At 60.8% G+C, this 24,356-nt stretch carries 27 protein-coding genes; 12 read left to right on the top strand and 15 right to left on the bottom strand.

The annotated features are described in order from the left end of the window. The first annotated feature begins 41 nt into the window (after positions 1-41). A complete protein-coding gene (rlmF, locus tag OZ428_RS06575) occupies positions 42-1,061 on the top strand; it encodes a 23S rRNA (adenine(1618)-N(6))-methyltransferase RlmF (protein ID WP_269132928.1) in 1,020 nt (339 codons plus the stop codon). Positions 1,062-1,319: 258 nt separating this feature from the next. Here the strand turns inward: rlmF and OZ428_RS06570 are convergent, their stop codons facing one another. Then, positions 1,320-1,601 carry an HU family DNA-binding protein gene (locus OZ428_RS06570; protein WP_003188840.1) on the bottom strand — a complete coding sequence of 94 codons (282 nt, stop codon included), beginning with the start codon at positions 1,599-1,601 and terminating at the stop codon, positions 1,320-1,322. Positions 1,602-1,997: 396 nt separating this feature from the next. Between OZ428_RS06570 and yejK the strand changes: the two genes are divergently transcribed. Beyond that, positions 1,998-3,002, top strand: a complete 1,005-nt coding sequence (gene yejK, locus OZ428_RS06565; RefSeq protein ID WP_010212893.1) for a nucleoid-associated protein YejK — start codon at positions 1,998-2,000, stop codon at positions 3,000-3,002. Next, positions 3,002-3,352, top strand: a complete 351-nt coding sequence (locus OZ428_RS06560) for a glutaredoxin family protein (protein WP_269132927.1) — start codon at positions 3,002-3,004, stop codon at positions 3,350-3,352. Before yejK ends, OZ428_RS06560 begins: the two co-directional genes overlap by 1 nt. Here OZ428_RS06560 and OZ428_RS06555 read toward each other — a convergent pair whose 3' ends face one another. The 5 genes from OZ428_RS06555 to OZ428_RS06535 are packed head-to-tail and all read right to left on the bottom strand — an operon-like array spanning position 3,353 to position 7,102. Beyond that, entirely contained in the window at positions 3,353-4,330 is a 978-nt protein-coding gene (locus tag OZ428_RS06555) for a FecR family protein (protein WP_269132926.1), read from the bottom strand. Further along, positions 4,327-4,893, bottom strand: coding sequence for an RNA polymerase sigma factor (locus OZ428_RS06550; protein ID WP_269132925.1), 567 nt, complete (start codon positions 4,891-4,893; stop codon positions 4,327-4,329). The genes OZ428_RS06555 and OZ428_RS06550 overlap by 4 nt, the downstream gene beginning before the upstream one ends. Positions 4,894-4,901: 8 nt before the next feature. After that, positions 4,902-5,228: a DUF3325 domain-containing protein gene (locus tag OZ428_RS06545; RefSeq protein WP_095014821.1), complete on the bottom strand. Its 327-nt coding sequence runs from the start codon at positions 5,226-5,228 to the stop codon at positions 4,902-4,904. Next, complete coding sequence (locus tag OZ428_RS06540) at positions 5,229-6,803, bottom strand: PepSY-associated TM helix domain-containing protein (protein WP_269132924.1); 1,575 nt, start codon at positions 6,801-6,803, stop codon at positions 5,229-5,231. Then, positions 6,800-7,102, bottom strand: a complete 303-nt coding sequence (locus OZ428_RS06535) for a DUF3649 domain-containing protein (protein WP_025999879.1) — start codon at positions 7,100-7,102, stop codon at positions 6,800-6,802. The genes OZ428_RS06540 and OZ428_RS06535 overlap by 4 nt, the downstream gene beginning before the upstream one ends. Before the next feature lie 170 nt (positions 7,103-7,272). Between OZ428_RS06535 and OZ428_RS06530 the strand changes: the two genes are divergently transcribed. The 3 genes from OZ428_RS06530 (at position 7,273) to fecA (ending at position 11,127) form a co-directional block, all read left to right on the top strand. Further along, complete coding sequence (locus OZ428_RS06530; protein WP_269132923.1) at positions 7,273-7,761, top strand: sigma-70 family RNA polymerase sigma factor; 489 nt, start codon at positions 7,273-7,275, stop codon at positions 7,759-7,761. Continuing rightward, positions 7,758-8,699 carry a FecR domain-containing protein gene (locus tag OZ428_RS06525; RefSeq protein WP_269132922.1) on the top strand — a complete coding sequence of 314 codons (942 nt, stop codon included), beginning with the start codon at positions 7,758-7,760 and terminating at the stop codon, positions 8,697-8,699. Before OZ428_RS06530 ends, OZ428_RS06525 begins: the two co-directional genes overlap by 4 nt. A gap of 91 nt (positions 8,700-8,790) precedes the next feature. After that, the gene (fecA, locus tag OZ428_RS06520) at positions 8,791-11,127 is read left to right on the top strand and encodes a TonB-dependent Fe(3+) dicitrate receptor FecA (RefSeq protein ID WP_269132921.1); all 2,337 of its coding nucleotides are present in this window, start codon (positions 8,791-8,793) and stop codon (positions 11,125-11,127) included. A gap of 64 nt (positions 11,128-11,191) precedes the next feature. Here the strand turns inward: fecA and OZ428_RS06515 are convergent, their stop codons facing one another. Both OZ428_RS06515 and OZ428_RS06510 read right to left on the bottom strand, forming a co-directional pair. Then, positions 11,192-11,602, bottom strand: a complete 411-nt coding sequence (locus tag OZ428_RS06515) for an HPF/RaiA family ribosome-associated protein (RefSeq protein WP_016978251.1) — start codon at positions 11,600-11,602, stop codon at positions 11,192-11,194. 212 nt (positions 11,603-11,814) lie between these two features. After that, the gene (locus OZ428_RS06510; protein WP_269132920.1) at positions 11,815-12,762 is read right to left on the bottom strand and encodes a LysR substrate-binding domain-containing protein; all 948 of its coding nucleotides are present in this window, start codon (positions 12,760-12,762) and stop codon (positions 11,815-11,817) included. A gap of 137 nt (positions 12,763-12,899) precedes the next feature. On the opposite strand from OZ428_RS06510, the gene OZ428_RS06505 reads away from it, so the two are divergent. From OZ428_RS06505 to OZ428_RS06495, 3 genes are all read left to right on the top strand, one after another. Continuing rightward, positions 12,900-14,276 (top strand): L-serine ammonia-lyase, encoded by a 1,377-nt coding sequence (locus OZ428_RS06505; RefSeq protein WP_269132919.1) that lies wholly within the window; start codon positions 12,900-12,902, stop codon positions 14,274-14,276. Between the two features lie 62 nt (positions 14,277-14,338). Further along, positions 14,339-15,628, top strand: coding sequence for a serine/threonine transporter (locus tag OZ428_RS06500; protein WP_269132918.1), 1,290 nt, complete (start codon positions 14,339-14,341; stop codon positions 15,626-15,628). A 218-nt stretch (positions 15,629-15,846) separates the two neighbouring features. Continuing rightward, complete coding sequence (locus OZ428_RS06495; protein WP_016978247.1) at positions 15,847-16,161, top strand: DUF3509 domain-containing protein; 315 nt, start codon at positions 15,847-15,849, stop codon at positions 16,159-16,161. Here the strand turns inward: OZ428_RS06495 and OZ428_RS06490 are convergent. From OZ428_RS06490 to OZ428_RS06480, 3 genes are all read right to left on the bottom strand, one after another. Next, entirely contained in the window at positions 16,158-16,646 is a 489-nt protein-coding gene (locus OZ428_RS06490) for a phosphate-starvation-inducible protein PsiE (RefSeq protein ID WP_016978246.1), read from the bottom strand. The genes OZ428_RS06495 and OZ428_RS06490 overlap by 4 nt on opposite strands. 118 nt (positions 16,647-16,764) lie before the next feature. Then, entirely contained in the window at positions 16,765-16,938 is a 174-nt protein-coding gene (gene relB / locus OZ428_RS06485) for a type II toxin-antitoxin system RelB family antitoxin (protein ID WP_269132917.1), read from the bottom strand. A 168-nt stretch (positions 16,939-17,106) separates the two neighbouring features. Continuing rightward, positions 17,107-17,367 carry a DUF6124 family protein gene (locus OZ428_RS06480; RefSeq protein WP_269132916.1) on the bottom strand — a complete coding sequence of 87 codons (261 nt, stop codon included), beginning with the start codon at positions 17,365-17,367 and terminating at the stop codon, positions 17,107-17,109. Positions 17,368-17,663: 296 nt separating this feature from the next. On the opposite strand from OZ428_RS06480, the gene OZ428_RS06475 reads away from it, so the two are divergent. Continuing rightward, positions 17,664-17,924, top strand: coding sequence for a YebG family protein (locus OZ428_RS06475; RefSeq protein WP_016978245.1), 261 nt, complete (start codon positions 17,664-17,666; stop codon positions 17,922-17,924). 89 nt (positions 17,925-18,013) lie between these two features. Here OZ428_RS06475 and OZ428_RS06470 read toward each other — a convergent pair whose 3' ends face one another. Beyond that, complete coding sequence (locus tag OZ428_RS06470) at positions 18,014-18,727, bottom strand: dienelactone hydrolase family protein (protein ID WP_269132915.1); 714 nt, start codon at positions 18,725-18,727, stop codon at positions 18,014-18,016. A gap of 246 nt (positions 18,728-18,973) precedes the next feature. Between OZ428_RS06470 and OZ428_RS06465 the strand changes: the two genes are divergently transcribed. Next, positions 18,974-20,281 (top strand): acetamidase/formamidase family protein, encoded by a 1,308-nt coding sequence (locus OZ428_RS06465; RefSeq protein WP_269132914.1) that lies wholly within the window; start codon positions 18,974-18,976, stop codon positions 20,279-20,281. Positions 20,282-20,289: 8 nt separating this feature from the next. Here the strand turns inward: OZ428_RS06465 and OZ428_RS06460 are convergent, their stop codons facing one another. Beyond that, positions 20,290-21,309: a Leu/Phe/Val dehydrogenase gene (locus OZ428_RS06460; RefSeq protein ID WP_033902474.1), complete on the bottom strand. Its 1,020-nt coding sequence runs from the start codon at positions 21,307-21,309 to the stop codon at positions 20,290-20,292. A 187-nt stretch (positions 21,310-21,496) separates the two neighbouring features. On the opposite strand from OZ428_RS06460, the gene OZ428_RS06455 reads away from it, so the two are divergent. Next, positions 21,497-22,300 carry a SirB1 family protein gene (locus OZ428_RS06455; protein ID WP_133074572.1) on the top strand — a complete coding sequence of 268 codons (804 nt, stop codon included), beginning with the start codon at positions 21,497-21,499 and terminating at the stop codon, positions 22,298-22,300. On the opposite strand, the gene OZ428_RS06450 is transcribed toward OZ428_RS06455, so the two are convergent. Beyond that, positions 22,297-23,664 (bottom strand): MFS transporter, encoded by a 1,368-nt coding sequence (locus tag OZ428_RS06450; protein WP_133074573.1) that lies wholly within the window; start codon positions 23,662-23,664, stop codon positions 22,297-22,299. The two genes, OZ428_RS06455 and OZ428_RS06450, sit on opposite strands and share 4 nt — an antisense overlap. A gap of 41 nt (positions 23,665-23,705) precedes the next feature. Then, on the bottom strand, positions 23,706-24,347 hold the full coding sequence (gene maiA / locus OZ428_RS06445) for a maleylacetoacetate isomerase (RefSeq protein ID WP_133074574.1): 642 nt from the start codon (positions 24,345-24,347) through the stop codon (positions 23,706-23,708). Positions 24,348-24,356: the final 9 nt, after the last annotated feature.

The raw sequence follows: 24,356 nt of genomic DNA, 5'->3' as shown, positions 1-24,356 counted from the left end.
TGGGACAATGCCCACCACTTTGAGCCAACACCAGAATCATCATGACCGCCCCCAGCACGCCCAAGCCTCCACGCAAGAAGCCCAAAACCGCCGCCACGGCCAAGCCCGTCGCGCCGCGTAAAGAGGCGACCCTGCACCCACGCAACCGCCACACAGGCCGTTACGACTTCCCGGCGCTGATCAAGACCACGCCGGAATTGGCGAAATTCGTGATCATCAACCCGTACGGCAAGGAAAGTATCGACTTCGCCAGCCCGGATGCGGTGCGGGTGTTCAACCGAGCGCTGCTGAAAGCCTTCTATGGCATCCAGCACTGGGACATCCCGCAGGACTACCTGTGCCCACCGGTACCGGGGCGTGCGGACTACGTACACTTCCTGGCTGACCTGCTGGCCAGCACCAACGATGGCAAGATCCCGCGCGGTTCTATCGTCAAGGTACTGGACATCGGCATGGGCGCCAACTGCGTCTATCCGCTGATTGGCTATATGGAATACCGCTGGAATTTCCTGGGCTCGGAAGTCGACCCTATCGCCGTGGCCGCCGCCAAGGCCATCGTGCAGTCCAATGACCTGAGCAAGGTCATCCATCTGCGCCAGCAAACCAACCCCAAGCAGATCCTGCTGGGCCTGCTGGAGCCGGGCGAGCGTTTTGACCTGACGATGTGCAACCCGCCGTTCCATGCGTCCATGGAGGAAGCCACCAAGGGCAGCGAACGCAAGTGGCGCGCCCTGGGCAAGGCCGATCCAAAGCGCAAGTTGCCGGTGCTGAACTTTGGTGGCCAATCGGCCGAGCTGTGGTGTGAAGGCGGTGAAGCGCGCTTTGTGACGCAGTTGATCGCCGAGAGCGCGCATTTTTCCCACAAGGTGTTGTGGTTCAGCACCCTGGTGTCAAAAGCATCGAACTTGCCCGCGATCGAGACCGCCCTGAAAAAGGCCGGTGTCCTGGAAAGCCAGGTCGTGGAAATGTCCCAGGGCCAGAAGCAAAGCCGCTTCGTGGCCTGGACCTTCCAGACCAAGAACGAGCAACAGATCTGGCGCCAGCGCTGGGTTCGCGACTGAATCACTGTTGGGGCCACTTTCTGTAGTGAGCGGGCTTGCCCCGCGCTGGGCTGCGAAGCAGCCCCACATCGGGCACCGCATTTCTCCAGCCTAACCTCATTGCAGACTTTGGGGCGGCTTCGCCACCCAACGCGGGGCAAGCCCGCTCACCACAAAAGCAGGTGCCAGCCGGTAAAAACCATTCAAGTGCCTTTACAAATCGCAGGCAACAAAAAACCGTGCCCGGATCGCTCCGGAGCACGGTTTTTTTGCTGCGTCTTACTTGTTAACAGCGTCGGTCAGGCCTTTGGCCACAACCAGCTTGATAACTTTCTTGGCAGCGATTTCGATGGCAGCGCCAGTCGAAGGGTTACGGCCAGTACGGGCAGGACGCTCGGTCACTTTCAGTTTGCCAACGCCTGGCAGAGTGATTTCGCCGCCGTTTTCCAGCTGGTCAGCAACAACTTGGCTCAGTTGGTCCAGCAGAGCGCGCACGGTGGTTTTCGGTGCGTCTACTGCTTCAGCCAGGTCAGCGATCAGTTGGTCTTTAGTAATAGCCATTGTGGTGTTCCTTCCCTATCAAATTCATATGGATTGCAGAGTGCAGTGTCAGCCGTCGAGCCCGACCGTCTAGGCCTGGCACCCCCGGCTATAACCACGGAGATCGGGGTTATAGATGCTTGAAACGGGGATTGGTTCGACCTGACAGATGCTGAATGCACGCTTATCGCCGAGACTTGGCGTAAGACGGGGCAAAACTAGCACAGAGACGGGGAAATATCCGCTTCTACCTACCCATTTGGTCAGCTTTATCGCTCTAAACCGTGAAAAAAAGGCATATGGCCCGTCGGACGGCGCCCAAAACACCCTTCGAAGCCCGTCTCGGCCAATGGTGCGGTACACTTGGCCACTTTTCGGGGAGGCCCACCGCTCCCCGCTCAACCAGCCGAGAAGCCTATGCCGATCCGTCATTGCATCGTCCACCTGATCGACAAAAAACCCGACGGCACACCTGCAGTTCTCCACGCCCGCGACTCCGAGCTTGCCGAGTCGGCCGCCATCGAGAACATGCTTGCCGACCTCAACGAGAGCTATAACGCCAAACAAGGCAAGGCCTGGGGTTTCTTCCATGCCGAGTCCGGCGCGCACCCGTTCAGCGGCTGGTTGAAGGAGTATTTCGACGGTGGTCAGGATTTCACCACCTTCAGCCGTACGGCGGTCGAGCATCTGCAGAAGCTGATGGAGGAGTCCAACCTCTCCACCGGCGGCCATGTGCTGTTCGCCCACTACCAGCAAGGCATGACCGATTACCTGGCCATCGCCCTGCTACACCACAGCGAAGGCGTGGCGGTGACCGACGAGCTGGACGTGACCCCGTCGCGCCACCTGGACCTCGGTCAATTGCACCTGGCGGCACGCATCAACGTGTCAGAGTGGCAGAACAACAAGCAGTCCAAGCAGTACATCTCATTTATCAAGGGCAAGAACGGCAAGAAGGTCTCGGAATACTTCCGCGACTTCATCGGCTGCCAGGAAGGTGTCGACGGCCCGGGCGAGACCCGCACCTTGCTCAAGGCCTTCAGTGACTTTGTCGAAAGCGAAGACCTGCCGGACGAATCCGCCCGGGAGAAAACCAAGACCCTGGTGGACTACGCCAGCAGCCAGGCCAAGCTCGGCGAGCCGATGGGCCTGGAAGAACTCTCGGGGTTGATCGATGAAGATCGGCCTAAGGCGTTCTACGACCACATCCGCAACAAGGACTACGGCCTGTCGCCGGAAATCCCGGCGGACAAGCGCACCCTCAACCAATTCCGCCGCTTCACCGGCCGCGCCGAGGGCTTGTCCATCAGCTTTGAAGCGCACCTGCTGGGCGACAAGATCGAGTACGACGAAGCTGCCGGCACCTTGATCATCAAGGGTCTGCCGACTCAACTGACTGATCAGCTCAAGCGCCGTAACTGATGCTCGGCGGGGTTTTCAAGAAAGTCCTGCTGGTGTTGCTGGTCGTGGTGGTGATCCAGAACTGGGGCAAGATCGAGCGGGTGTTCAACCCGTCCCAAGTGGTATCGGAACAAACCCGCGCTTCAGCGCGGGTGGTGCTTTATTCCACCGAGTGGTGCGGTTACTGCAAGCAGATCCGCCGCTTTCTGGACCAGAAAGGCATTCCCTACCAGGCGGTCGATATCGAGAAGGATGCCCAGGCGCGCAAGGCGTATGAAGCGTTGGGCGGCGGCGGAATTCCGTTCGTGGACGTGAACGGCACGCTGATTCGCGATTACAACCCCGAGAAGATCATGGCGGCGCTGAAATAATCAGCGCACTACGATCATCCGTCCCAATACTGTGTGCAGCTCAAAGCCAAGCACGGACTGCAAGGCATTCAACACCGCCTGCGGGTCCTTGCTCGGGAAACTGCCGCTGACGCGCTTGGCGCCCATCTCTTCGTTGAGCAACAGAATGCGGCCTGGGTAGTAACGCTCCAGGTCCTTGACCACGTCCACCAACGGCGCCTTGTAGTAATTGAGCCAACCGTCGCGCCAGGCCAGGCGTGATTCGCTGTCCACCGCGTGCAGAGGGTCAGCAACACCGTCTACGTAGGCCACTTGCTGTCCCGCCGTAAGAATTTGCTGCGCACCTTGCTTGGACGGCGTCACGCCAACCCGTCCGGACAACACCGTCACCTGAGCGCCTGCCGGTTGCAGGCGCACTTCGAATTGCGTCCCCAGCACCCGCGCTTCACCACTGCCCGCCTCCACCACAAAGGATTGCCCGGTGTGGGTCACGCTGAAAAAACCGGCGCCTCGACGCAGCTGGATGTGCCGTTCGCCATGGTTGAAATCCACGGCAATGGCACTGTCGGCATCGAGGGTGACTTGGGAATTATCCGCCAGCGTGACGGTTTTGACTTCGCCCGGCGCGGTCACGTAGTCGGCACCGAAGTCATCGATCCAGCGTGACGGCTGCCAGCCGGCGCCCATGGACACCATCAACAGCAGGCACGCAGCCATCGCCAAGGCGCCGGACCAACGCGCCACCCGCGAGCGTTTCGGGGCGTTCATGGCATTGAGGTAGCCCTGCAACACCAACGAATCTTCGTCCGCCAGCTTGCGCGCTGGCACTTCGCTCAACTCCCACAACACCTGGGCCTGGGAGTAGGCCTCAACGTGCGCCGGATCTGCCCGCAACCACTGGCTGAAAGTGGCCTGGTCGCCACTGCTGGGCTGGTCATGCAGCAGGCTCAGCCAGGCCAGTGCGGCTTGTTCCTGGGCGGGCGTAGGAGTGACGTTCACGGTGCTTTCCCTGGCGATGGTTCGCGAAGGCTGGCTTTGCAGGCTTCGAGGGCACGCATCATATGTTTTTCCACGGCACTTTGGGACAGGCCCATGGCCTTGGCGATTTCTGCGTACTTGCGGCCGTGGATGCGGTTGAGCAGGAAAATCTGCCGCGTACGCTCCGGCAGGCTGCGCAAGGCAGCTTCGACATGGCGCAGGTCATTGCCGGCTTCCAGTGCCGCCTGGGGTTCGGAGCCTTGGTTGTCTTGCTGTTCAGGCAGCCAGCCTTCACTGCTACGCACCCGTGCGCCTTCGCTGCGCAGGTGGTCGATGGCGATGTTGCCGGCGCAACGCAGCAGGTAAGTGCTGAGCTCCTCGACCTGCACCAAGGGCCGGCGCCAGAAACGCAGGAACAGATCCTGCACCAGGTCGGCCGCCGTGGCGCGACAGCCCACGCGGCGATTCACCAGGGCTTCCATCTGCGAACGCTGGGACAAGAACACCTGCAGGAAATGCGCACGTCCACCCGCCGCGTCAGCGTGCGGGCTGTCCTGGGATTCGGGGGGCGTGCTGATCATCATGGACGGGCTCAGAGGGTGGCGAAGGCTGCAACGGGGCTGGCGAGCAGGCCGACACCCGCCAGGATCAAGGCCAGCCTTGGCCGGTACGGCAACAACAGCACCAGCAGCAATGCGCTGAGCATCAGCACGGCGCACCACTCCACCAGGCCCTGGCCCCAACCGGCGACATCCACTGCTGGCCAGATCGACACCACCAGCAGCAACCAGCCGATCACCCGCAAACCCAAGCGCCGACGGGGCGAGGGTTTGCTGTGCAGCAACTCGCCGTGGTGACGGTCAGTGGACAGGCACAGTGCGGTGAACCCGGCGTAGCACATCAGCAGCGCGAGCAGCATTCAGTTCGCCTCCTGCTTCAGCGCCAGGGGGCGTGCGTGCTCTGCTTTAGGCGCAGGCGCGGTGCGACGCTGCATCTTCCAGGCGGCCCAGCCGAGGAAAACGCCACTGGCCAGACAGGTCAAGTCGAAGCCAGCCATGGCCCAGTCGCCGGTTGCCAGCGAAACGCCCAGGTGATGCGAAGTCGTCAGTGCATTGAGCAGCGGGATCGCGATAAACAGCAACGCGCCGAAGCTCAGTTGCTCGACCCAGCCCTGGCGACCGCGACGCAGCAGGGCGTGCAACAGGCTCAGCCCCCAGGCGATAAAGAAGGTTTGCACTTCCCAATCGGAACGCTCGGCAAAGCTCACCGGCAACAAACGGTTAGCCCAGAAAAACGCCGCAATGGCGATCATCAACCCGGACATGCTGGCGATGTTCAACACTTCCACCAAGCGCAACTCAAACGGCATGACCGCAGCCTTGGCATGTTTGAGCTGGCGCTTGCCGAGCCAGATCACCAGCCCGGAGCCAATCATCGCCGTGCCCGCCAGGCCACAGATAAAGTACAACCAGCGCAACACCGGACCGGCGAAGTGGCCCATGTGCAGGCCATAGAAAGTACCGCCGATAGCAGAAGGCAACGACTGCCCGCCACTGACCCGCACCAGCTCGCCGGTGGTGCCGTTGAAGGACACGGTGCTGCCAAAATCATGCACCACGCTGTCGGAACCCGCGCGGAACACATTGACCGAGGCGTTCACATCACTGGGGTTATTCACGGCCACGCGCCCCACATGACCACCGGCCCATTGCGCCCGCGCTTGCTCGTACATCGGCATCAGCGGCAGCAATGTGCCTGGCTGACCCGTTGCCGGCGCGTTGTTGGTATTCGGGAACACTTCGCTGAAGAACGCTCGGGTGTCTCCCCCATAGGAAGCCAGGATCGGCGCCGGCATCACCATGCTCATAAAGATCACCAGGCTGCTGTAGGTGATCATCAGATGGAAGGGCAACACCAGCACGCCGACCGCGTTGTGCCCGTCGAGCCAGGAGCGCTGGCCCTTGCGGGGGCGGAAGGTGAAGAAGTCCTTGAAGATTTTCTTGTGGGTGATGATGCCGGTGATCAAGGCGATGAACATCACCATCGCGGCGATGGTCGACAGCCAGCGGCCCCAAGGATGGGGCATTTGCAGCTGGAAGTGGAAACGATAGAAGAAATCGCCGCCCATGCTTTCACGGGCTTGCACGGCCTGGCCGGTGACGGGGTCGAGGGTTTTCTGGATGAAGTTGCCGCGTTTGCCGGGGTCGACCTTGTCTTGCCACATCACCGACAGGCCGGGGTCACGGCTGTCCGGCAGGGTGATAAACCAGCGTGCGGCGGTCGGCGCAACTTGCTGCAGATAGGTCTGGGCGACCGTCAGGCTGCGCGCATCGTCCAGGGGGCGGGCCTGCACTTCAGGCTGCATCCAATGGCTGATCTCATCCTTGAAATACGCCAAGGTGCCCGTCAGGAAAATCGCAAACAGCAGCCAGCCAAAGATCAGCCCCGCCCAGGTGTGCAACCAGGCCATGGCCTGGCGAAAGCCCTCTTTCATGTGCGTGCCATCCAGAAGCCCACACCCGCCAGGGTGGCAAATACCGCGCTTGGCAGCATCACGCCAAACCAGGCGCGCGCGGCGCTGCGGCAAGCGAAACACCAGAGCACGGCCAGCAGGTAGAACACGAACGAACTCATCATCCCAGTGATCACTGCGTCAGCGCGGGACGTCGGCATCCACAGCGCCAGGCAGATGCTGGCCAGGGAAGCCATCAGATAGCCGCCCACCACGGCAGCCAGCACGCGCGAGGTGACGGCGAGGCGATAGGAGACAGGCAGCGAGGTTTTGCTTTTCATGCGGGAGGCGCCAGGTTCATCAAGCCGCAATATTAATGATAAATATTCTCATAAGCAAAACAGAACGGATGAAAGACCTTCCCTGACGGATTGCCGAAGCCCGTCGCGAGCCCTACAATACGAACAATTCTTGTTCTCTAAAGCATGGCGATGCTTGTGGAGTGTCCGCGTTGAGCCCGTCCAATACCGTCGAAGTGTTGTACAACGACCATCACCACTGGCTCACCGGCTGGTTGCGACGCAAGCTCGGCTGCCCGGAAAACGCTGCCGACCTGGCCCAGGACACCTTCATCCGCGTGCTTACCGCGCGGGAAACACCCACGCTGATCGAACCGCGCGCGTTCCTCACCACAGTCGCCAAGCGTGTGCTCTTCAACTTCTACCGCCGCCAGGACCTGGAGCGCGCCTACCTCGACGCCTTGGCGCAGATGCCCGAGCACGTGGCACCGTCGGAAGAAGAACGCGCAATCATCCTGCAAACCCTGGTGGAGTTGGACCAACTGCTCGACGGCCTGCCGATCCAGGTCAAGCGTGCGTTCCTGCTGGCCCAACTCGATGGCCTGACCTACGCACAAATCGGCACTGAACTGGGTATTTCCATCGCCACCGTCAAACGCCACCTGAGCAAAGCGGCTATGCGCTGCTACTTCGCCCTATGAACTTTTCCACCCAAGTCGCCGAACAAGCCGTGCACTGGCTGATGGAAATGCAGCAAGGCGCGCTCAACCCACGCCAGCAAGCCGCCTGGCAACAGTGGCTGAATGCCCACAGCGAACACCAGCGTGCCTGGGACCACATGCAGCGCGTCAACCAGCGCCTGCGCGGCATGCCGTCGCCCCTGGCCCATGCGGCGTTGAATGCGCCAACCTCCACCAGCCGTCGTCAGGCGCTGAAGTTGCTGTTGATCCTCGGCGCCGGTTCCGCTGCCGCCTGGAGCCTGCGCCAACAGCATATTTTGCCGCCGCTGACCGCCGACTATCGCAGTCCCGTTGGCCAGCGACGAAAGGTGCAATTGGCCGATGGCAGCCAGTTGCAGCTCAACACCGGCAGCGCGGTGGATGTGCATTTTGATGGCCAGCAACGCCTGATCCGCCTGCTTGAAGGTGAGATTCTGCTGACGGGTATTACAGGCAGCACGCCATTGCAGGTGCTGACCGGCCAGGGCCTGCTCACCAGCCAGGCGGCGCGCATGAACGTGCGACAATTCAACGATCACACGCAATTGGCCGTGCTCGACGGCCGCGTCGACGTCATGCCCAACACCTACACCGGCCTGCCGCTGAGCGTCCAGGCCGCGCACCAGGTCAACTTCACCCGCAAAGGCTGGGACACCCCGCGCCCCACCGACGCCAACAGCGGCGCCTGGGCCGACGGCATGCTGGTTGCTGCCCACATGCGCCTGGAAGATTTCCTAGGCGAACTCGGCCGTTATCGCCGTGGCCAGGTCAATTGCGACCCACAGGTAGCCAACCTGCTGATCTCCGGCAGCTACCCGCTGGATGACAGCGAACGCATTCTCGACCTGCTGGAAGTGAGCCTGCCGGTGAAGGTGCGGCGCTTTACCCACTACTGGGTGACCGTGCAGGCACGCGCCTGAAATTAATTCAAAAAACAGTGAGCCGTTTTCCACCCCTCGCGTGACAGAGAAGGAAAGCCACCTTGATCCTTCCTTCTCAGGACCGCTCTTCATGCCCCAGCAACCGACGCTTCTTGCCCGCACCGTGCGCCAACTCCTACTCGGCGTTAGCCTCAGTCTGACCGTGCTGCCCCCGGTGATGGCAGCTGACGCCAAGCCCTTTCACATCGCCCCGACGTCGCTGGAAGCTGCACTGAACCAGTTTGGCCGCGAAGCTGGCGTGTTGATCTCCTTCGGCTCCGAAGTCACGGCGGGTATGCAGAGCCGTGGTTTGTCCGGCAACTACGGCGCTGCGGACGGCCTGCAGAAACTGCTGGAAGGCACCGGCCTGCAAGCCCGTGCCGAAGGCGACAATGCCTACAGCCTGCAACCGGCCACAGCACCGGCCAGCATTGAGTTGGGCACCTCCAGCGTGGTCGGCGACTGGCTGGGCGACGCAGCGCAGACCAATGTGTTCGAACACCCCGGCGCCCGCGATGTGATCCGCCGTGAAGAATTCGAACGCCAGGGCGCCACCCAGGCCAAGGACGTGCTCAACCGCATTCCCGGCGTGAACGCCCCGGACAACAACGGCACTGGCAGCCACGACATGGCACTGAACTTTGGCATTCGTGGCCTCAACCCGCGCCTGGCGTCGCGCTCCACCGTGCTGATGGATGGCATCCCGGTGCCGTTCGCGCCCTACGGCCAGCCGCAACTATCCTTTGCGCCGATCAGCATGGGCAACATGGACGCGGTCGACGTAGTGCGCGGCGGCGGTGCGGTGCGCTACGGCCCGCAGAACGTCGGCGGCGTGGTCAACTTCGTGACCCGCGCGATCCCGGATGCACCGACGGTCAAAGGCGGCTTGCAGACCGAAACCAGCCCATCCTCCAGCCACGACGGCTTCAAGACCACCGGCAACTTGCTGGCCGGCGGCACGGCTGACAACGGCCTGGGCGGGGCGATTCTGTACTCCGGCACCCGTGGCGGCGACTGGCGCGAAAACAGCAATACGCGTATCGACGACCTGATCCTCAAGGGTAAATACCAACTGGATGACGCCAACAGCTTCAACGCCATGGCGCAGTACTACGAAGGCCAGGCCGATATGCCGGGGGGCTTGAACGTCGCGGACTACAAGGCGGATCCCTACCAGTCCACCCGCCCCTACGACAAATTCTGGGGCCGACGTACGATGTTCAACGTCGGCTATCGCTATGAGCAGGACCGCCGCGAGTTCACCGTGAACAGCTTCTTCACCAAGACCTTGCGCAGCGGTTACCTGGACCAGGGCACGTTCCTTTCGCTGTCCCCGCGTGAATACTGGGTGCGTGGCATCGAGACCCGCTTCGCCCAAGGTTTCGACCTGGGCCCAACCAGCCACGAAGTCGGCGTCGGCTACCGCTACATCAACGAGGCCGGCCACGAACTGCGCTACCGCACGCCGATTGCCGCCAACCAGCAGATTCCCACCACCGACAGCCGCAACGACCGCGACACCCGTGGTGGCACCGAAGCCAATGCGTTCTTCATTGATGACCGGATCGATATCGGCAAGTGGACCATCACGCCGGGCGTTCGCTACGAGATGATCGAGTCCCAGCAGACCAACAACCTGACCAACGTCAAATACAAAGGCGACTACAACACCGCGCTGCCGGCACTGAACGTGCTGTACCACCTCAGCGACAGCTGGAACCTTTACGCCAACACCGAAGGTTCGTTCGGCAGCGTGCAGTACAGCCAGATGCCGAACCGCGTGACCAGCGGCGAAGTGAAACCGGAAAAAGCCCGCACCTGGGAACTCGGTACCCGCTACGACGACGGCACCTTGCGTGCGGAAATCGGCGCATTCCTGATCAACTTCGACAACCAGTACGAAAGCAACCAGACCAACGACTCGGTGATTGCCCGTGGCGAAACCCGCCACCAGGGTATCGAGACCAGCGTCAACTACGCGCTCGATGGTTTGAGCCCGGCCCTGGCTGGCTTCGATGTGTACGCCACTTACGCCTACGTCGACGCGACCATCCGCGAAGACGGCCCGAACAAAGGCAATCGCGTGCCCTTCTCGTCCAAGCACAAAGGCACCCTTGGCGTGGGTTACACCGAAGGCCGCTGGAAACTCAACCTGGACAGCAGCTACCAGAGCAGCCAGTTCGCCGACAACGCCAACACCGAGAAGGAAACCGCCAACGGCGCCAACGGACGCATCCCTGGCTACATGCTGTTCAGCAGCCGTGCGGCCTATGACTTCGGCCCGCAACTGTCGGATTTGAATGTGGCAGTGGGTGTAAAAAACATCTTCAACACTCAGTATTTCACCCGCTCGTTCGACGATAACAATAAGGGTAAATACGTGGGCGAACCCCGCACGGTCTACGTGCAGACCTCCATTGCGTTCTAACGCCACCCAAACGAAAACGGGCCTGCAAATGCAGGCCCGTTTTTAGTGGAGCGTGAGAAAGCTATCAGCCGTTAAACACGGCGCGTTCTTTTTCCAGAAACTCCTGCTCAAGCTCATCTTCGTTGACTTTGGTGGTCGGCTGGTTTTTCCCGGCAGCGCGTGGCTTGCCTTGCAGTTTGCCGAACAAATGCTCCAACGCATGGTCCAGCTTGGTCGCCGCACCGTCGATCGCCTGTTCCAGGGTATCGGCTTTGTGCAGCACGGACAGCGGTTGATGGCCTTTTGGCCGCGCTTCCAGGCGGCAACTTAAATCGTGGGGACCGGGCTTGTCGCCGTTCTCATCCCGCAGGTAGACCTCCACTCGGGTCAGGTCTTCTTCGTAACGTTCGAGCGTGCTCTCAATGGTCGTACGTACCCACTCCTCCAGTCGGATGCTGCTTTCAATATGGTTATCGCTATTGACTTGGATTTGCATAGTTCTTCCCTTATTTCAGCTAGCTCGCGAGAGGTCACAACTGCAACACCGGGTCGGTGAAACCATGACCTCTTGATTACACAATTGAGCAGTCAGCAGAACAATTCAACCCCTTTGCAAAGATAAATCCCACATTACAAATTAAGTCTGACTACGAGCAAAAACGCTGTTAGGGTGGGGAGTTAGTTACATCTTCTTACGCCCCGCCAGCCTCACAATTGCCCCTCTCCCAACGGGTGCAATCCGCGGAAAACCTCTGCTTCTTCAACTAACCAATCGTGCACCGCGCGTACGCCCGGATGGCTCAGTGCGCCTGGCGCATACAGCAACACGTAACGTTTGTGGTTAGGCACGGCCAAGCCGAAGGGCACGATCAAGGTGCCGCGCTCCAACTCATCGTTGAGCAAGGTGCGCCGCGCAATGGCCACGCCCATGCCGGCGATGGCGGCTTCGATGGTCAGGTGGTTGCGGTTGAAGGTGTGCCCGCGCCGTACATCGGCGTCGTGATAGCCGATAGCATTCAGGTAAAACTCCCACTCGGCGTACTCATAACTCCCACGCCAGGCGGTGATGTCGTGCAGCAGTGGGAAATGCACCAGGTCAGCGGGGCCATGCAGCGGTGGCCGGCCGCGCAGCAGGCTCGGGGCGCAAACGGGGAAAATCTGTTCGTCCAGCAAGGCCGTGGACAACAGGCCAGGGTAGCTGCCGTCGTTCAAGTCGATGGCCAGGTCGAAGTCCCCCTCATGCAGGGCGATGCTGCTGTCTTCGGCGACCATACGCAACTGGATATCCGGAAAGCGCTGCTGCAAACGCGGCAGGCGCGGGGTCAGCCACTTGCCGAGAAACGATGGGATCGAGCGCAGGCGCAGGGTCCCGCTGATCATTCCCGCGTCCAGGCGCTGCAACTCCGCGGCGATGCTGCCATAGGCCTCGCCCACCGTTGTCGCCAATCGCTGTCCCTCTGCACTCAGCTCCACCCCCCGCGCGCGCCGATGAAACAAGCGGAATCCCAAGCGCTCCTCCAACTGGCGGATCTGCTGGCTTACCGCGCCCGGCGTGATGTGCAGTTCCTCGGCGCAGCGGGTGAACGACAAATGCCGCGCAGCACAGGAAAAAACGTGCAGCCAGACATACGTCTGGCCATGAATGGGCCGGGTCATAGTGTTTAGTCCTGCTAAAGGGTGTCTTAGGATAATTCGTTGGTCAGTGCCGATCCAGAGGCTCAGTATCGCGCCAATTCCGCTCGCTCTACAAAACATGGCAGCGATTTCTACTCCATTGCTTGTAAGGCTTTAGCATGGCTATCAGTGTTTTCGATCTATTCAAAGTGGGCATCGGCCCTTCCAGCTCCCACACCGTCGGTCCGATGCGGGCGGCGGCGACCTTTGCCCAGGCCCTGATCGACCAACACCTGCTGAGCGACGCTCGCCGTGTAGAAGTGCGCCTGTACGGTTCGCTGTCCGCCACCGGCGTCGGCCATGCCACCGACCGCGCCTGCGTGATGGGCCTGATGGGCGAATGGCCGGACCGGGTCGACCCCACCTCGATCAACGCACGCATCCAGCAACTGCGCGAATCCGGCCGACTGCTTCTCGCAGGTCAGCAGGACATTGCCTTCAACTGGAAGCACGATCTCCTACTGCTGGACGAAAGCCTGCCCTACCACCCGAACGCCATGTCCCTGCACGCCTACGGCGAAAACGGCCTGCTGAGCGAGCAAACCTATTACTCCATAGGCGGCGGTTTCATCATCGAAGCGGCGGAAGCGGCCTCGGGCATTGCGCCGACCAGCGATGTGGAATTGCCCTACGACTTTTCCAGCGCCGTAGAACTACTGGCCTTGTGCAACAAGCACGGCCTGCGGGTTTCCGAGCTGATGATGGCCAACGAACGCGCGTGGCGCAGCGATGCCGACATCCGCAATGGCCTGTTGCACATCTGGTCGGTAATGCGTGAATGCGTGGAGCAAGGCCTGCGCGATGAAGGCATCTTGCCGGGCGGTCTGGACGTACCGCGCCGCGCGGCGAAATTGCACCGCAGCCTGCTGGAAATCGGCAAACCGAATGTCATCACCTCGACCCTGTCGGCCATGGAGTGGGTCAACCTGTTCGCCCTCGCCGTCAACGAAGAAAACGCAGCCGGTGGGCGCATGGTCACCGCACCGACCAATGGCGCGGCCGGGATCATCCCGGCGGTGCTGCATTACTACATGAAGTTCAACGCCGACGCGTCTGACGACGACGTGGTCAATTTCTTCCTGGCCGCTGCGGCAGTCGGCATCCTCTGCAAGAAAAACGCCTCGATTTCCGGCGCCGAAGTCGGCTGCCAGGGTGAGGTGGGTTCGGCCTGCGCCATGGCTGCAGCAGGGCTTGCCGATATTTTGGGCGCTACTCCAGAGCAACTGGAAAACGCCGCCGAAATCGGCCTGGAACACAACCTCGGCCTCACCTGCGACCCAGTGGGTGGTCTGGTGCAAGTGCCGTGCATCGAGCGCAATGCCATCGCGGCGGTCAAGGCGATCAACGCCACGCAAATGGCCCTGCGCGGTGACGGCAAACACTTCATTTCCCTCGATCGGGTGATCCGCACCATGCGTGATACCGGCGCCGACATGCATGACAAATACAAAGAAACTTCACGGGGCGGCCTGGCGGTCAGCTGGGTGGAGTGCTGATCGGAGCACTGCTACCCGCCCCTTACGTGAGCCCGCGCAAAAATAATAACGAGGCAATACCGATGACCGATGTACGTACACCTGCTGCTGAAAATCCTGCTGCTACAGCAACCACCGTGACCACCGGCTGGACCCAACACGACACCACCTGGATGCTGGGCCTCTACGGCACCGCCATCGGCGCCGGCACGTTGTTCCTGCCGATCAATGCCGGCGTCGGCGGCTTCTGGCCGTTGATCGTGCTGGCCCTGCTGGCCTTCCCGATGACCTTCTTCGCCCACCGTGGGCTGACGCGCTTTGTGCTGTCAGGCAAATCCGGTGACATCACCGAAGTGGTCGAAGAACACTTCGGTGTCGGTGCGGGCAAGCTGATCACCCTGCTGTATTTCTTTGCCATCTTCCCGATCCTGCTGGTGTACAGCGTGGCACTGACCAACACCCTGAGCAGCTTCATGGAACACCAACTGCACATGGCCCCGCCCCCTCGGGCGATCCTGTCGCTGGTGCTGATTCTTGGCCTGATGGCTATCGTACGATGCGGCCAGGGCGTGATCGTCAAGGCCATGAGCGTGCTGGTGTACCCGTTCGTCGCCGCCCTGCTGTTGCTGGCGTTCAGCCTGATCCCCAACTGGAATGGTGCATTCTTCGCCTCCGCGGGTGATGGCATGCCCCTGCCGCTGTTCTTCAAGACCCTGTGGCTGGCGATTCCGGTGATGGTGTTTTCCTTCAACCATTCGCCGATCATCTCTGCCTTCGCCGTCGACCAGAAACGCGTGTACGGCGCCCAGGCCGAGCGCAAAAGCAGCGGCATCCTGGCCACGGCCCACGGCATGATGGTGCTGACCGTGATGTTCTTCTGCTTCAGTTGCGTACTGGCACTGTCGCCGGCCGACCTGGCGGCAGCCAAGGCGCAGAACATCTCGATCCTGTCCTACCTGGCCAACCACTTCCAGACGCCAGTGATCGCCTACGCCGCGCCGTTGATTGCGCTGGTAGCTATCACCAAATCCTTCCTCGGCCACTACATCGGCGCCAGCGAAGGTTTCCAGGGCCTGATCGTCAAATCCCTGCGCGGGCGCAATCGCTCGATGTCGGCCAAATGGCTGGAACGCTGCACCGCACTGTTCATGGTGCTGACCTGCTGGGCCGTCGCCACCTTCAATCCAAGCATCCTGGGCATGATTGAAACCATGGGCGGGCCGATCATCGCGTGCCTGCTGTTCCTGATGCCGATGTATGCCATTCGTCGCGTGCCATCTCTGCGCCAGTATTCGGGCCAGATGTCGAATGTGTTTGTAGTGGTGATCGGGTTGATTGCGCTGTCTGCGATCGTTTTCTCGGTACTGCCCTGAAATAGATCACCCAACAAAAAGGCGAACCTCGGTTCGCCTTTTTCATATCCCGCAATAACGGCTCGGCGCCTTATGCGGCACGGCCTTTGCTGTACAGCTGTAGAGGGAAACGGACCTTGTGAAAACCTCAGCGACGGAGTGGCCGATGGTCAGGAGACGCGAACTAATCCCGACACCGGTCGTCAATGACTGCATGTTCTTATCAGGCGGTACGCACCATGGACAATCCTTTTCAGATCATCACCGACACCTTCACCCCTGAATACCGCGTCAACTTGAGCATCCAACGCCTGGACGGCAGCATCATGCTGACCCTCTCCAACGAACAAGGCGTAGTGGCCAAGCGCATGATCAGCGCCGAACAGCGCAATGATCCCAAGCGGCTGAAACGCCTGGTGCAAAGCATTCAGTTCGGTATTGCCATCGAGCAGGGCCACAGCGCCATGGAGATCCTGGCGGTGATGACGGATGGCGATCACAAAGTCCTGCATCGACCGCCAACCCGCGCCCTGCCGTTCAGCGTCGGGCTTTAAAGCTCGCCCTTCTCGGTTTCCAGGCTCGCCTCGCCCTTGCGGCGCGGGCCTTCGACCTTCACCGACGGGAAGGCCGACGAGGCGTAGCGCACCACCAGAATCGCGAACGCCAACAGCAGAATCCCACCGCACAGGTAGATGATTCCCACATCGGGAGGGTTGTGGTGTGACACGTTGGAGATCAGCAGCCGCGTCAACGCGGTGATCGCCACGTAGATCAGGAAGCGTACCGGCATGTGGTTGGTCTTGAAGTAAATACCGACCATCGCACCCAATTCCAGGTAGATGAACAGCAGCAAGATGTCATCGATCTTGATGTGCCCGTTCTCCAACATCCCCAGAAACTCCATCACCGCTGCCCAGGCCGTCACCGCACCAATGGCGAACAACGCCAGGTAGTGGAACGACTCGACGAACAGGTTACCCAGGGACTCGGCCAGCCCGTGTACTTGCTGGCGCAGCCTTTCGGCCCAGTTGATTTTCACGATGATGCTTCCTTAGGTCGACTCGACCGGATAATGCGGGTTGGACGTGACGGTTGTTCTGCATGCAGAAAAAAGGCCAGGGGCGGGTATGAGATGGTGGCCGGGTGACATGAGGCACTTAATCGACTTGTTGCTTTGGGCACTTCGCTGCAAGCAATGCATTCATTTCGCGCATCACTTGTTCATGAGGGATTCCTGGACTGGGGTCATCCAGGGCCGCCTGTACCCTGGCTCGGAACCAACGGTCATAAAGGTAGGAGCAATCTTCGGTGTCAGGTGATTCGGTTTTCATTAGCGGTAAACACTTTTGATGTGGTGAGCGAGCTTGCTCGCGCTGGGGTGCGAAGCGCCCCCAACACTATTCACTGAGGCTTACCTGAAACAACAAGGTTGCCCTTGGAAAGGGCTGCTTCGCAGCCCAGCGCGAGCAAGCTCGCTCGCCACAGGTACTCGGTTGACCTTAGGCCGGCGCGACCTGCTCCAATACTCGATCGACTAACAAACCGCTCATTTCCACCAATTGATGAATAGCTAACACCAGACTTCGCTGTGGTCCATCAAGGTCGAACGCCAACGTACTCGCCATTTCACGCGCACTGCTCAAGGTCTCGCTGGCGTTAGCCAGCAAGGTTTCTGTGTCAGCGTTGGTCGTCACGTTGAAGAGCGGGATAGGGGTTTCTGTATTGAATTGCCCGGCACAGCTGAAATGTTTTTTTGGCATGAGACGACTCCAGTATTTGTCAGATGAATACTCCTTCTTAATCGAGCCGCCAAACTCGGCCCTGCATAGGCAGGGCTGAAAAAGATAAGTCACCGTAGGATTACCCGGCAACCCCGCCGTGTCGTCAGAAATTTCCGTTGTAGCAAACCCCCATTTCCCAACTACATTAAAAAACTGCTACCCAAACCCCCGTGGTTTGGCTTACTCTTTTAGCTGTATATAAATACAGTAATGGCAACACCCGAACACAAGGGCTACTCCCCTTCACTACTGCACCCTGATGACGAGGCCAAAAAATGGCTGTTGAAACCCTGTATCGCAGTACCCGCGACTTGGAGACTACATTCGTGGATCGCAAACTTGCCGACGCACACGACCAGATGCTTGAACTGGCAGAGTCTCTGATGGATGTCCTGTTGAAAAACGTGGAAGGCTTGACTGAAAAGCAGGCAGAAGACGCCGGTATTTTCATGGCCAAGAACCGCGCCGCCTTTGCAGCAGCGTTCAAGAACAACGCCAGCGCCCTGGCCGAGATCGGGCAGCCGGAGGCGGAGTAAGAGGAACGGCCCGCCTCCGTTGATTCAGGGTGAACCAACGGGTTCAGGCAGACCGGCGGCTCAAGGTTTTACCGAAGGCTGTTTGCGCCTTAGGCCTGCCACAAGGTTTTACCGAAGAAGGTCAACGTGCGGTCCCACGCCAGTTGCGACCATGCGGCGTCGTATTGCGTGTCGGGGATACGGCCATGGCCGATCGCCGTTTCGTTGGCAAAGGCATGGCGCGCCAGGTAGCGATAAAACGTAGCGTCAACACCGGCCGCGTGCAGCGTTGACTCCAACTCCGCGACGGTGTCGATGTTGAAAAAAGCATCCTGCGTGCCCCAATGGCCAATCAGCGGTGCTTTGATTTTTGCCGCATCCAGGTATTCAAGCGGTGGGAAGCCATACCAGACCACACCCGCCGCCAGCTCCGGAATGGCATTGAGCGCCAACAGCGTCAACGCCCCGCCCATGCAGTAGCCGGTCACGCCCACTTTTTTCGAGTCGGCCTGCAGGTAACGCACCGCGCCTGTGATGTCCTGGGACACCGCATCGCCAAAATCCAGGCTGTCCATCAGGTGATGGGCTTCTTCCTCTTCCACAGTCGAGGCGCCGCGATAAAGGTCCGGCACCAGCACCCGGTAACCGCATTCGGCCAGGCGGATGGCCACGCCCTTGATCTGCTCGTTAAGCCCCCACCACTCTTGAATCAATACGATGGCCGGCGCCCCTTCCAGCTCAGCCGGGCTGGCCAGGTAGCCGTTGACCTCGGCACCGTCTGGGCGCTTGAACGTTACGGAATGCGCTGTTGCTTGATTGGACATGAAGACTCTCCGCGGCAAGTAGGAAAACGATAGCGGGCAAGTACCGAAAAGCGCCCGCCCTCAGAACCCTATCAGGATTTTCAAGCTGAAAAACCTTCCTCTTCCCTCGTTATGTACCACTGTGTATTAGCGCACCCGCGAGACATATTCGGGATACAAAACACCGGTCTACTGGGCCTGCCTGAACCTTCACTGATCAATACACCGTGACCGAAGGTTCAATCACATAGGACCCGGAGAATAAAAATGCACGAATCAAAACCGGTTGATCGCCTGATCGTCAACACCTATACCAACGGCCTCATCGGCCCCAGCCAGAAGATGCTCGGCCCACTCGCCGATGGCGGCACCCTCATCACAGGTACACCACCGGGGTGTTGGGGCCCGATGATCACGCCCGCGTTTGAGGGCGGGCATGAGGTGACTCAACCCGTATTCATCGCCGGCGCCGAAGTCGGTGACGCCGTGGCCCTGAAGATCAAACGCATGCGCGTAACGTCGCTGGCCACTTCGTCAGGCGTCATGCGCTTTGTTGAGGGGCGCTATCACGGCGATCCCTTTGTCGCCAAGTTCTGCTCCAACTGTGGGCAAGAACATCCCGCCAGCCATGTCGAGGGGATCGGCGCCGACGCCATTCGTTGCAACGCCTGCGGTGCGGAGGTCAGCGCGTTTCGTTTCAGCCATGGCTACGTCATCGTGTTCGATGCCGAGCAGCAGGTGAGCCTGACCGTGAACCAGTTGGTAGCCGACCGCCTCGCCGGCCAGGCACCCGATATGGCGGCGTTGCCGGAGATGTCCGCGCAACACTCGATTCTGTCCCTGGCCCGCGCCGATATCCCCGGCCTTGCCGCGCACATGCGGCCGTTCCTGGGCAATATCGGCACCACGCCTTCAAGGGATCTGCCGGATTCCCATAACTGTGCCGACTTTGGCCAGTACCTCGTCGGCGCGCCCCACCGCTACGGCATGACCCATGACCAACTGCATGCCGCGAAAACCGACGGGCATATGGACACTAACTCCGTACGCGAAGGTTGCGTGCTGATTTGCCCGGTGAGAGTCCCCGGCGCCGGGGTGTACATGGGCGATATGCACGCCCAGCAAGGCAACGGCGAAATCGCTGGGCATGCCACCGATGTCTCGGGCGAAACCGAACTCACTGCCCACGTGATCAAGGGGTTGAACCTCGACGGCCCGATCCTGCTGCAAAACCTCGATGACCTGCCGCCCATGGCTCGTCCGATGACCGCCGAGCAACGGCTGCACGTCAAGGCATTGGGCGAGCGCTGGGGGCAGTTCGAGATCGAAGACAACGGGCCCATTACCTTTATCGGCAGCGGCGCCGACCTCAACCTGGCAACGGAAAACGGCCTGGAGCGCGCGGCGGCGGTCACGGGCCTGTCGATGGACGAGGTGCGCAACCGCGCAACGCTTAACGGCTCGATTGAAATCAGTCGGCTGCCAGGGACCGTTCGCGTCACGATTCTGTGCCCAATGCACATTCTGGATCGCATGGGGGTCGGCTCACTGGTACGTGAGAAGTATCAACTCTGATCGGTGTATCAGCGATACAGCAAGCGCTCGGCCAGCTCATCCGCCACCCGTGCGGGTGAGCGTTTTTCCGCCTGGGCGTGGGCGAAGATCTCGGTGAGTCGCGTGCCGATGTTGGACAGGTGCGCGGTAATCGTCGGCAGTTCCGCTCCGCCGTGCTTCAGCGCGACGTAGATCAGGCCGCCGGAGTTGATCACGTAGTCGGGGGCGTAAAGGATGCCGCGCCCTTCCAGTTGGTCGGCCACTTGCAAGTTGGTCAATTGCGCACTGGCCGAACCGGCGACGGCAGCGCAGCGTAACTGGCCAACACTCTGGCGATTGAACACGGCGCCGAGACCGCAGGGCGCGAGGATGTCGCATGGCGTGCTGAGTAACGCATCGTTGGCGATGGGGTGCGCGCCCAACTGTTCCATGGCCAACTGCACTTTGCCGTGGTCAATGTCGCTTACCAGCAATTCCGCACCGGCAGCGTGCAGTTGTTCAGCCAGGGCGTAGCCGACATTGCCCAGGCCTTGGATCGCCACACGTAAGCCTTCAAGGTTATCGCTGCCCAGGCGCGCCATGGCGGTGGTGCGAATGCCGGCGAACACGCCCATCGCCGCATGGGGCGATGGGTCGCCTGCGGCGGTGGTGCTGGTGACGTAACGGGTGTGCTGGGCGATGCAATCCATGTCGGCCACCGAAGTGCCGCTGTCGGTGGCGGTGATGTAGCGCCCGTCGAGTTGTTCGATGCAACGGCCAAAGGCTTCAAACAATGCCGCGCGGTTTTCCACGTGGCCGGGACGCAGGATCACGGCGGTACCCCCGCCCACCGGCAGACCGGCCAGTGCCGCCTTGTAGCTCATGCCTTGGGCCAGGCGCGCGGCATCGGCCACGGCACTTTCGTCGTCGGGGTAGGAAAGGTAGCGACAGCCACCGAGAGCAGGCCCCAGGCGGCTGTTATGAATGGCGATGACCGCCTTCAGCCCGGTGGCCGGGTCGATGCTCAAGTGCAGCGATTCAAGGCGGGTGCTGTGCATGAGAGCAAACATCGTCAAGCTCCCGAATCACTTCTGGTAGTGGGCCAAGTATAGGCTTGCGGCAGAAAACTGCCGGACCAGGCTGGAATAAGCCGTCCGATTTCGCAGGTCTTGCGACATAAGCACGCAGGATATTTTCCAAGCCACTGGACGAAAATTCCCAGCAAGGCTAAAACGGGGGCATCCGCCGGAGAATGCAATGAATCCCCGCAAAGCCTTTTTCGCCTGCCTGGAACGCTCCCCACCCGCGCTGTTTGAAGCGGCGTTGTGGATTGCTGCCGAGCACGACCCGGCCGTGAAGCCCTCGCAGATCCTGCAGGAACTGACCTTGCTGCAACAACAGGTCAGCCTGGGCATGCCGCTGCTGCCGGCGGATGAACTGGGCCAGCCGCTGTTGCGGCGCTTGAATGACCTCGGGTTTGCCCAGGATGAATTCACGCCCCTGCGCCCCGCCGCCGCCCTGTTGGACAAAGTCTTGCAGCGAAAACGCGGACAACCCCTGGCCATGGGCCTGATTGCCCTTGAGCTGGCGCGGCGCCTGGAGATTCCCATGGTTGGCGTGAATTTCCCCGGCCATTTCCTGTTGCGCGTGCCCGGCGCCGATCATCTGCTGGACCCCTGCGGCGGTCGACGGTTGTACCCCAACGATTGCCGCGACCTGTTGCAGCGCCAATACGGCCCCAACCTCAAGTTGCAGGCCGATCATCTGCACACCGCCGACCCGCGTTCGATCCTGCAACGGTTGTCCCGCAACCTGCGCCAACTGCACCTTTCCAACGACGTTCCGCTCCAGGCCTTGATCGACGCCGAACGCGTGCTGGAATTGGGCAACGCCAGCGCCGCCGATTACCTCGCAAGGGCCAGCCTCTATCAGCGCCTGGACTGCCCCAACGCCGAACGCTTCGATCTGGAACACGCGCTGATGCTCAGCGAAGACCCGATCCAACGCCTGCGCCTGACCGAACGCCTGGGCCACCTGCCACCCAATTCAGTGGTGCATTAAGCCTGCGGTGTCTTGAGAATATCGCCCGGCAGCGGACTCTTCGCCACCTCGGCTCCAGGCGAACGCACCTGAATAATCAACAACGCTGCGATCACCGCCGGTATCGCGCAGAAGAAGAAAATCTGCTGCACCGGAATATGCATCGCCAGCAACATACTGCCAAACAACGGCCCCAGGATTGAACCAAAACGCCCCACGCCCAACGCCCAGCCTGTGCCGGTGGCGCGCACGTGCGCCGGGTAGAAGTTACTGGCGAAGGCATTAAGGGTCAGTTGACCACCGATGATGCAAAACCCGGCCGCAAATACGCAGGCCACCAGATAGCGCGGGTTGTCATGGTTGAGGCCGAGCAGAAGGGTGCATACCGCAGCCGCGGCCAGTACGCAGGACAACAGGCGCACTTTGCTTTTCAAGCGGTCGGCGAACCAGGCCATACCAATGGCGCCCACGGTGCCGGCAAACAGGAACATCGAGGTCACCAGGTTGGCTTCTTTCAACGCCAAGCCACTTTCCAGCAACAGCGACGGCAACCAACTGATCATGAAATACAGCAGGATCAGGCTGACAAAAAACGTCGCCCAGATCAGCAGCGTAGGGCGTGCGTAGCCATTGCGGAACAACTCCACCACCGTCAGCTTGCTGCCCTGTTCCTGCTGGTTTTCGGCCTCGCTCGCTGGCGGCGGTTGCCAGTCCGGCAGCATGCGTGACGTCACTGTCTGCAGCCGCGCATAGGGCGGTGCATCACGCAGCAAACGCGGCAAGGACTCCGGCAGCAGCCACACCAGAAACGGGAACAACAGCAATGGCGTCACGCCCCCCGCCAGAAACACCGCCTGCCAGCCGAAGCCTTCGATAAACCCTGCCGCCACAAACCCGCCCGCTGCGCCACCGAACGAGAAGCCACACGCCGCCAGGGTCACCATCAACGTACGCAGGCGCGGCGGCGAATATTCCGACATCAACGCCATTGCGCTGGGCATCGCGCCGCCCATGCCGATGCCGCAGATAAACCGCGCAGCCATCAGCGTGTTCAGCGAATTGGCGAATACCATCAGCACCGTCAGCGTGGCGTAGATCAGTACGCAGCCAAGCAGGATGCGACGCACACCGAACCGGTCCGCCAGCGGCGTCACCAGCAACGAGCCCAAGGTCAGCCCCAGCAAGTTGGCGCTGAACACCGGGCCGAATGCAGCTTTCTCCAGCCCCCAATCCTGGGCCAGCGCCGGCACCACGTAACCCAGCACCTGGGCGTCGTAGCCGTCGGTCACCAGCAGCAGCGCCAGCAACAGGAGAATCAGCCACTGATAGCGCGACACCGGACGGGCGTCGAGTGCCGCGCGAAAGCTGGCAATCTGATTGTGCATCGCAAGTACCTGTTTTTTTTATTTTTATGGAACAGCAAGCGTCAGGCGGCAGGCGTATCTGGCTGGTTGGCCGGATGTGCCTGCACAAAGGCCGGATGCTGCGCCGCCAACGCCGCTACCCGCCCAATGCGCGGGTACGCCGCCAGCGGCACCTTGAAACGCTCGGCGGCATACAGTTGCGGGATCAGGAAGGTGTCGGCCAACCCCGGCTGTTCGCCGAAGCAAAACCCTTGGTCGCCGATCAACTGCTCCACCGCGCCCAAGCCCTGGCTGATCCAATGGCCAATCCACTCCAACAGTTGCACCTCGTCATGCCCCCATTGGCGCAGCAGATTCTGGGTGCTGGAGTTGTGCAGCGGATGAATATCGCAGCCGATGATCGAGGCCACCGCACGCTCGTGGGCGCGGGTCGCCAGGTCCTTGGAGAGCAGCGGCGCCTGTGGATAACGTTCCTCCAGGTATTCGATGATCGCCGGCGACTGAATCAACAGTTCGCCCTCCTCGGTACGCAAGGCCGGGACGCGACCTTGCGGGTTGATCGCCAGGTACTCGGGCTGACGATTGGCGCCGCCCGCCGGCACCAGCAAGTTGACCGGCACCGCAGTGAAATCCAGGCCCTTGAGCGCCAGGGCAATACGCACCCGGTACGACGAAGTGGAACGGTAGTAGGTGTAGAGTTCCATTACCCTGCC

The sequence above is a fragment of the Pseudomonas sp. GXZC genome (assembly GCF_026967615.1).
Taxonomy (GTDB): Bacteria; Pseudomonadota; Gammaproteobacteria; order Pseudomonadales; family Pseudomonadaceae; genus Aquipseudomonas; species Aquipseudomonas azotoformans_A.
This window is presented reverse-complemented; position numbering and strand designations above follow the sequence as displayed.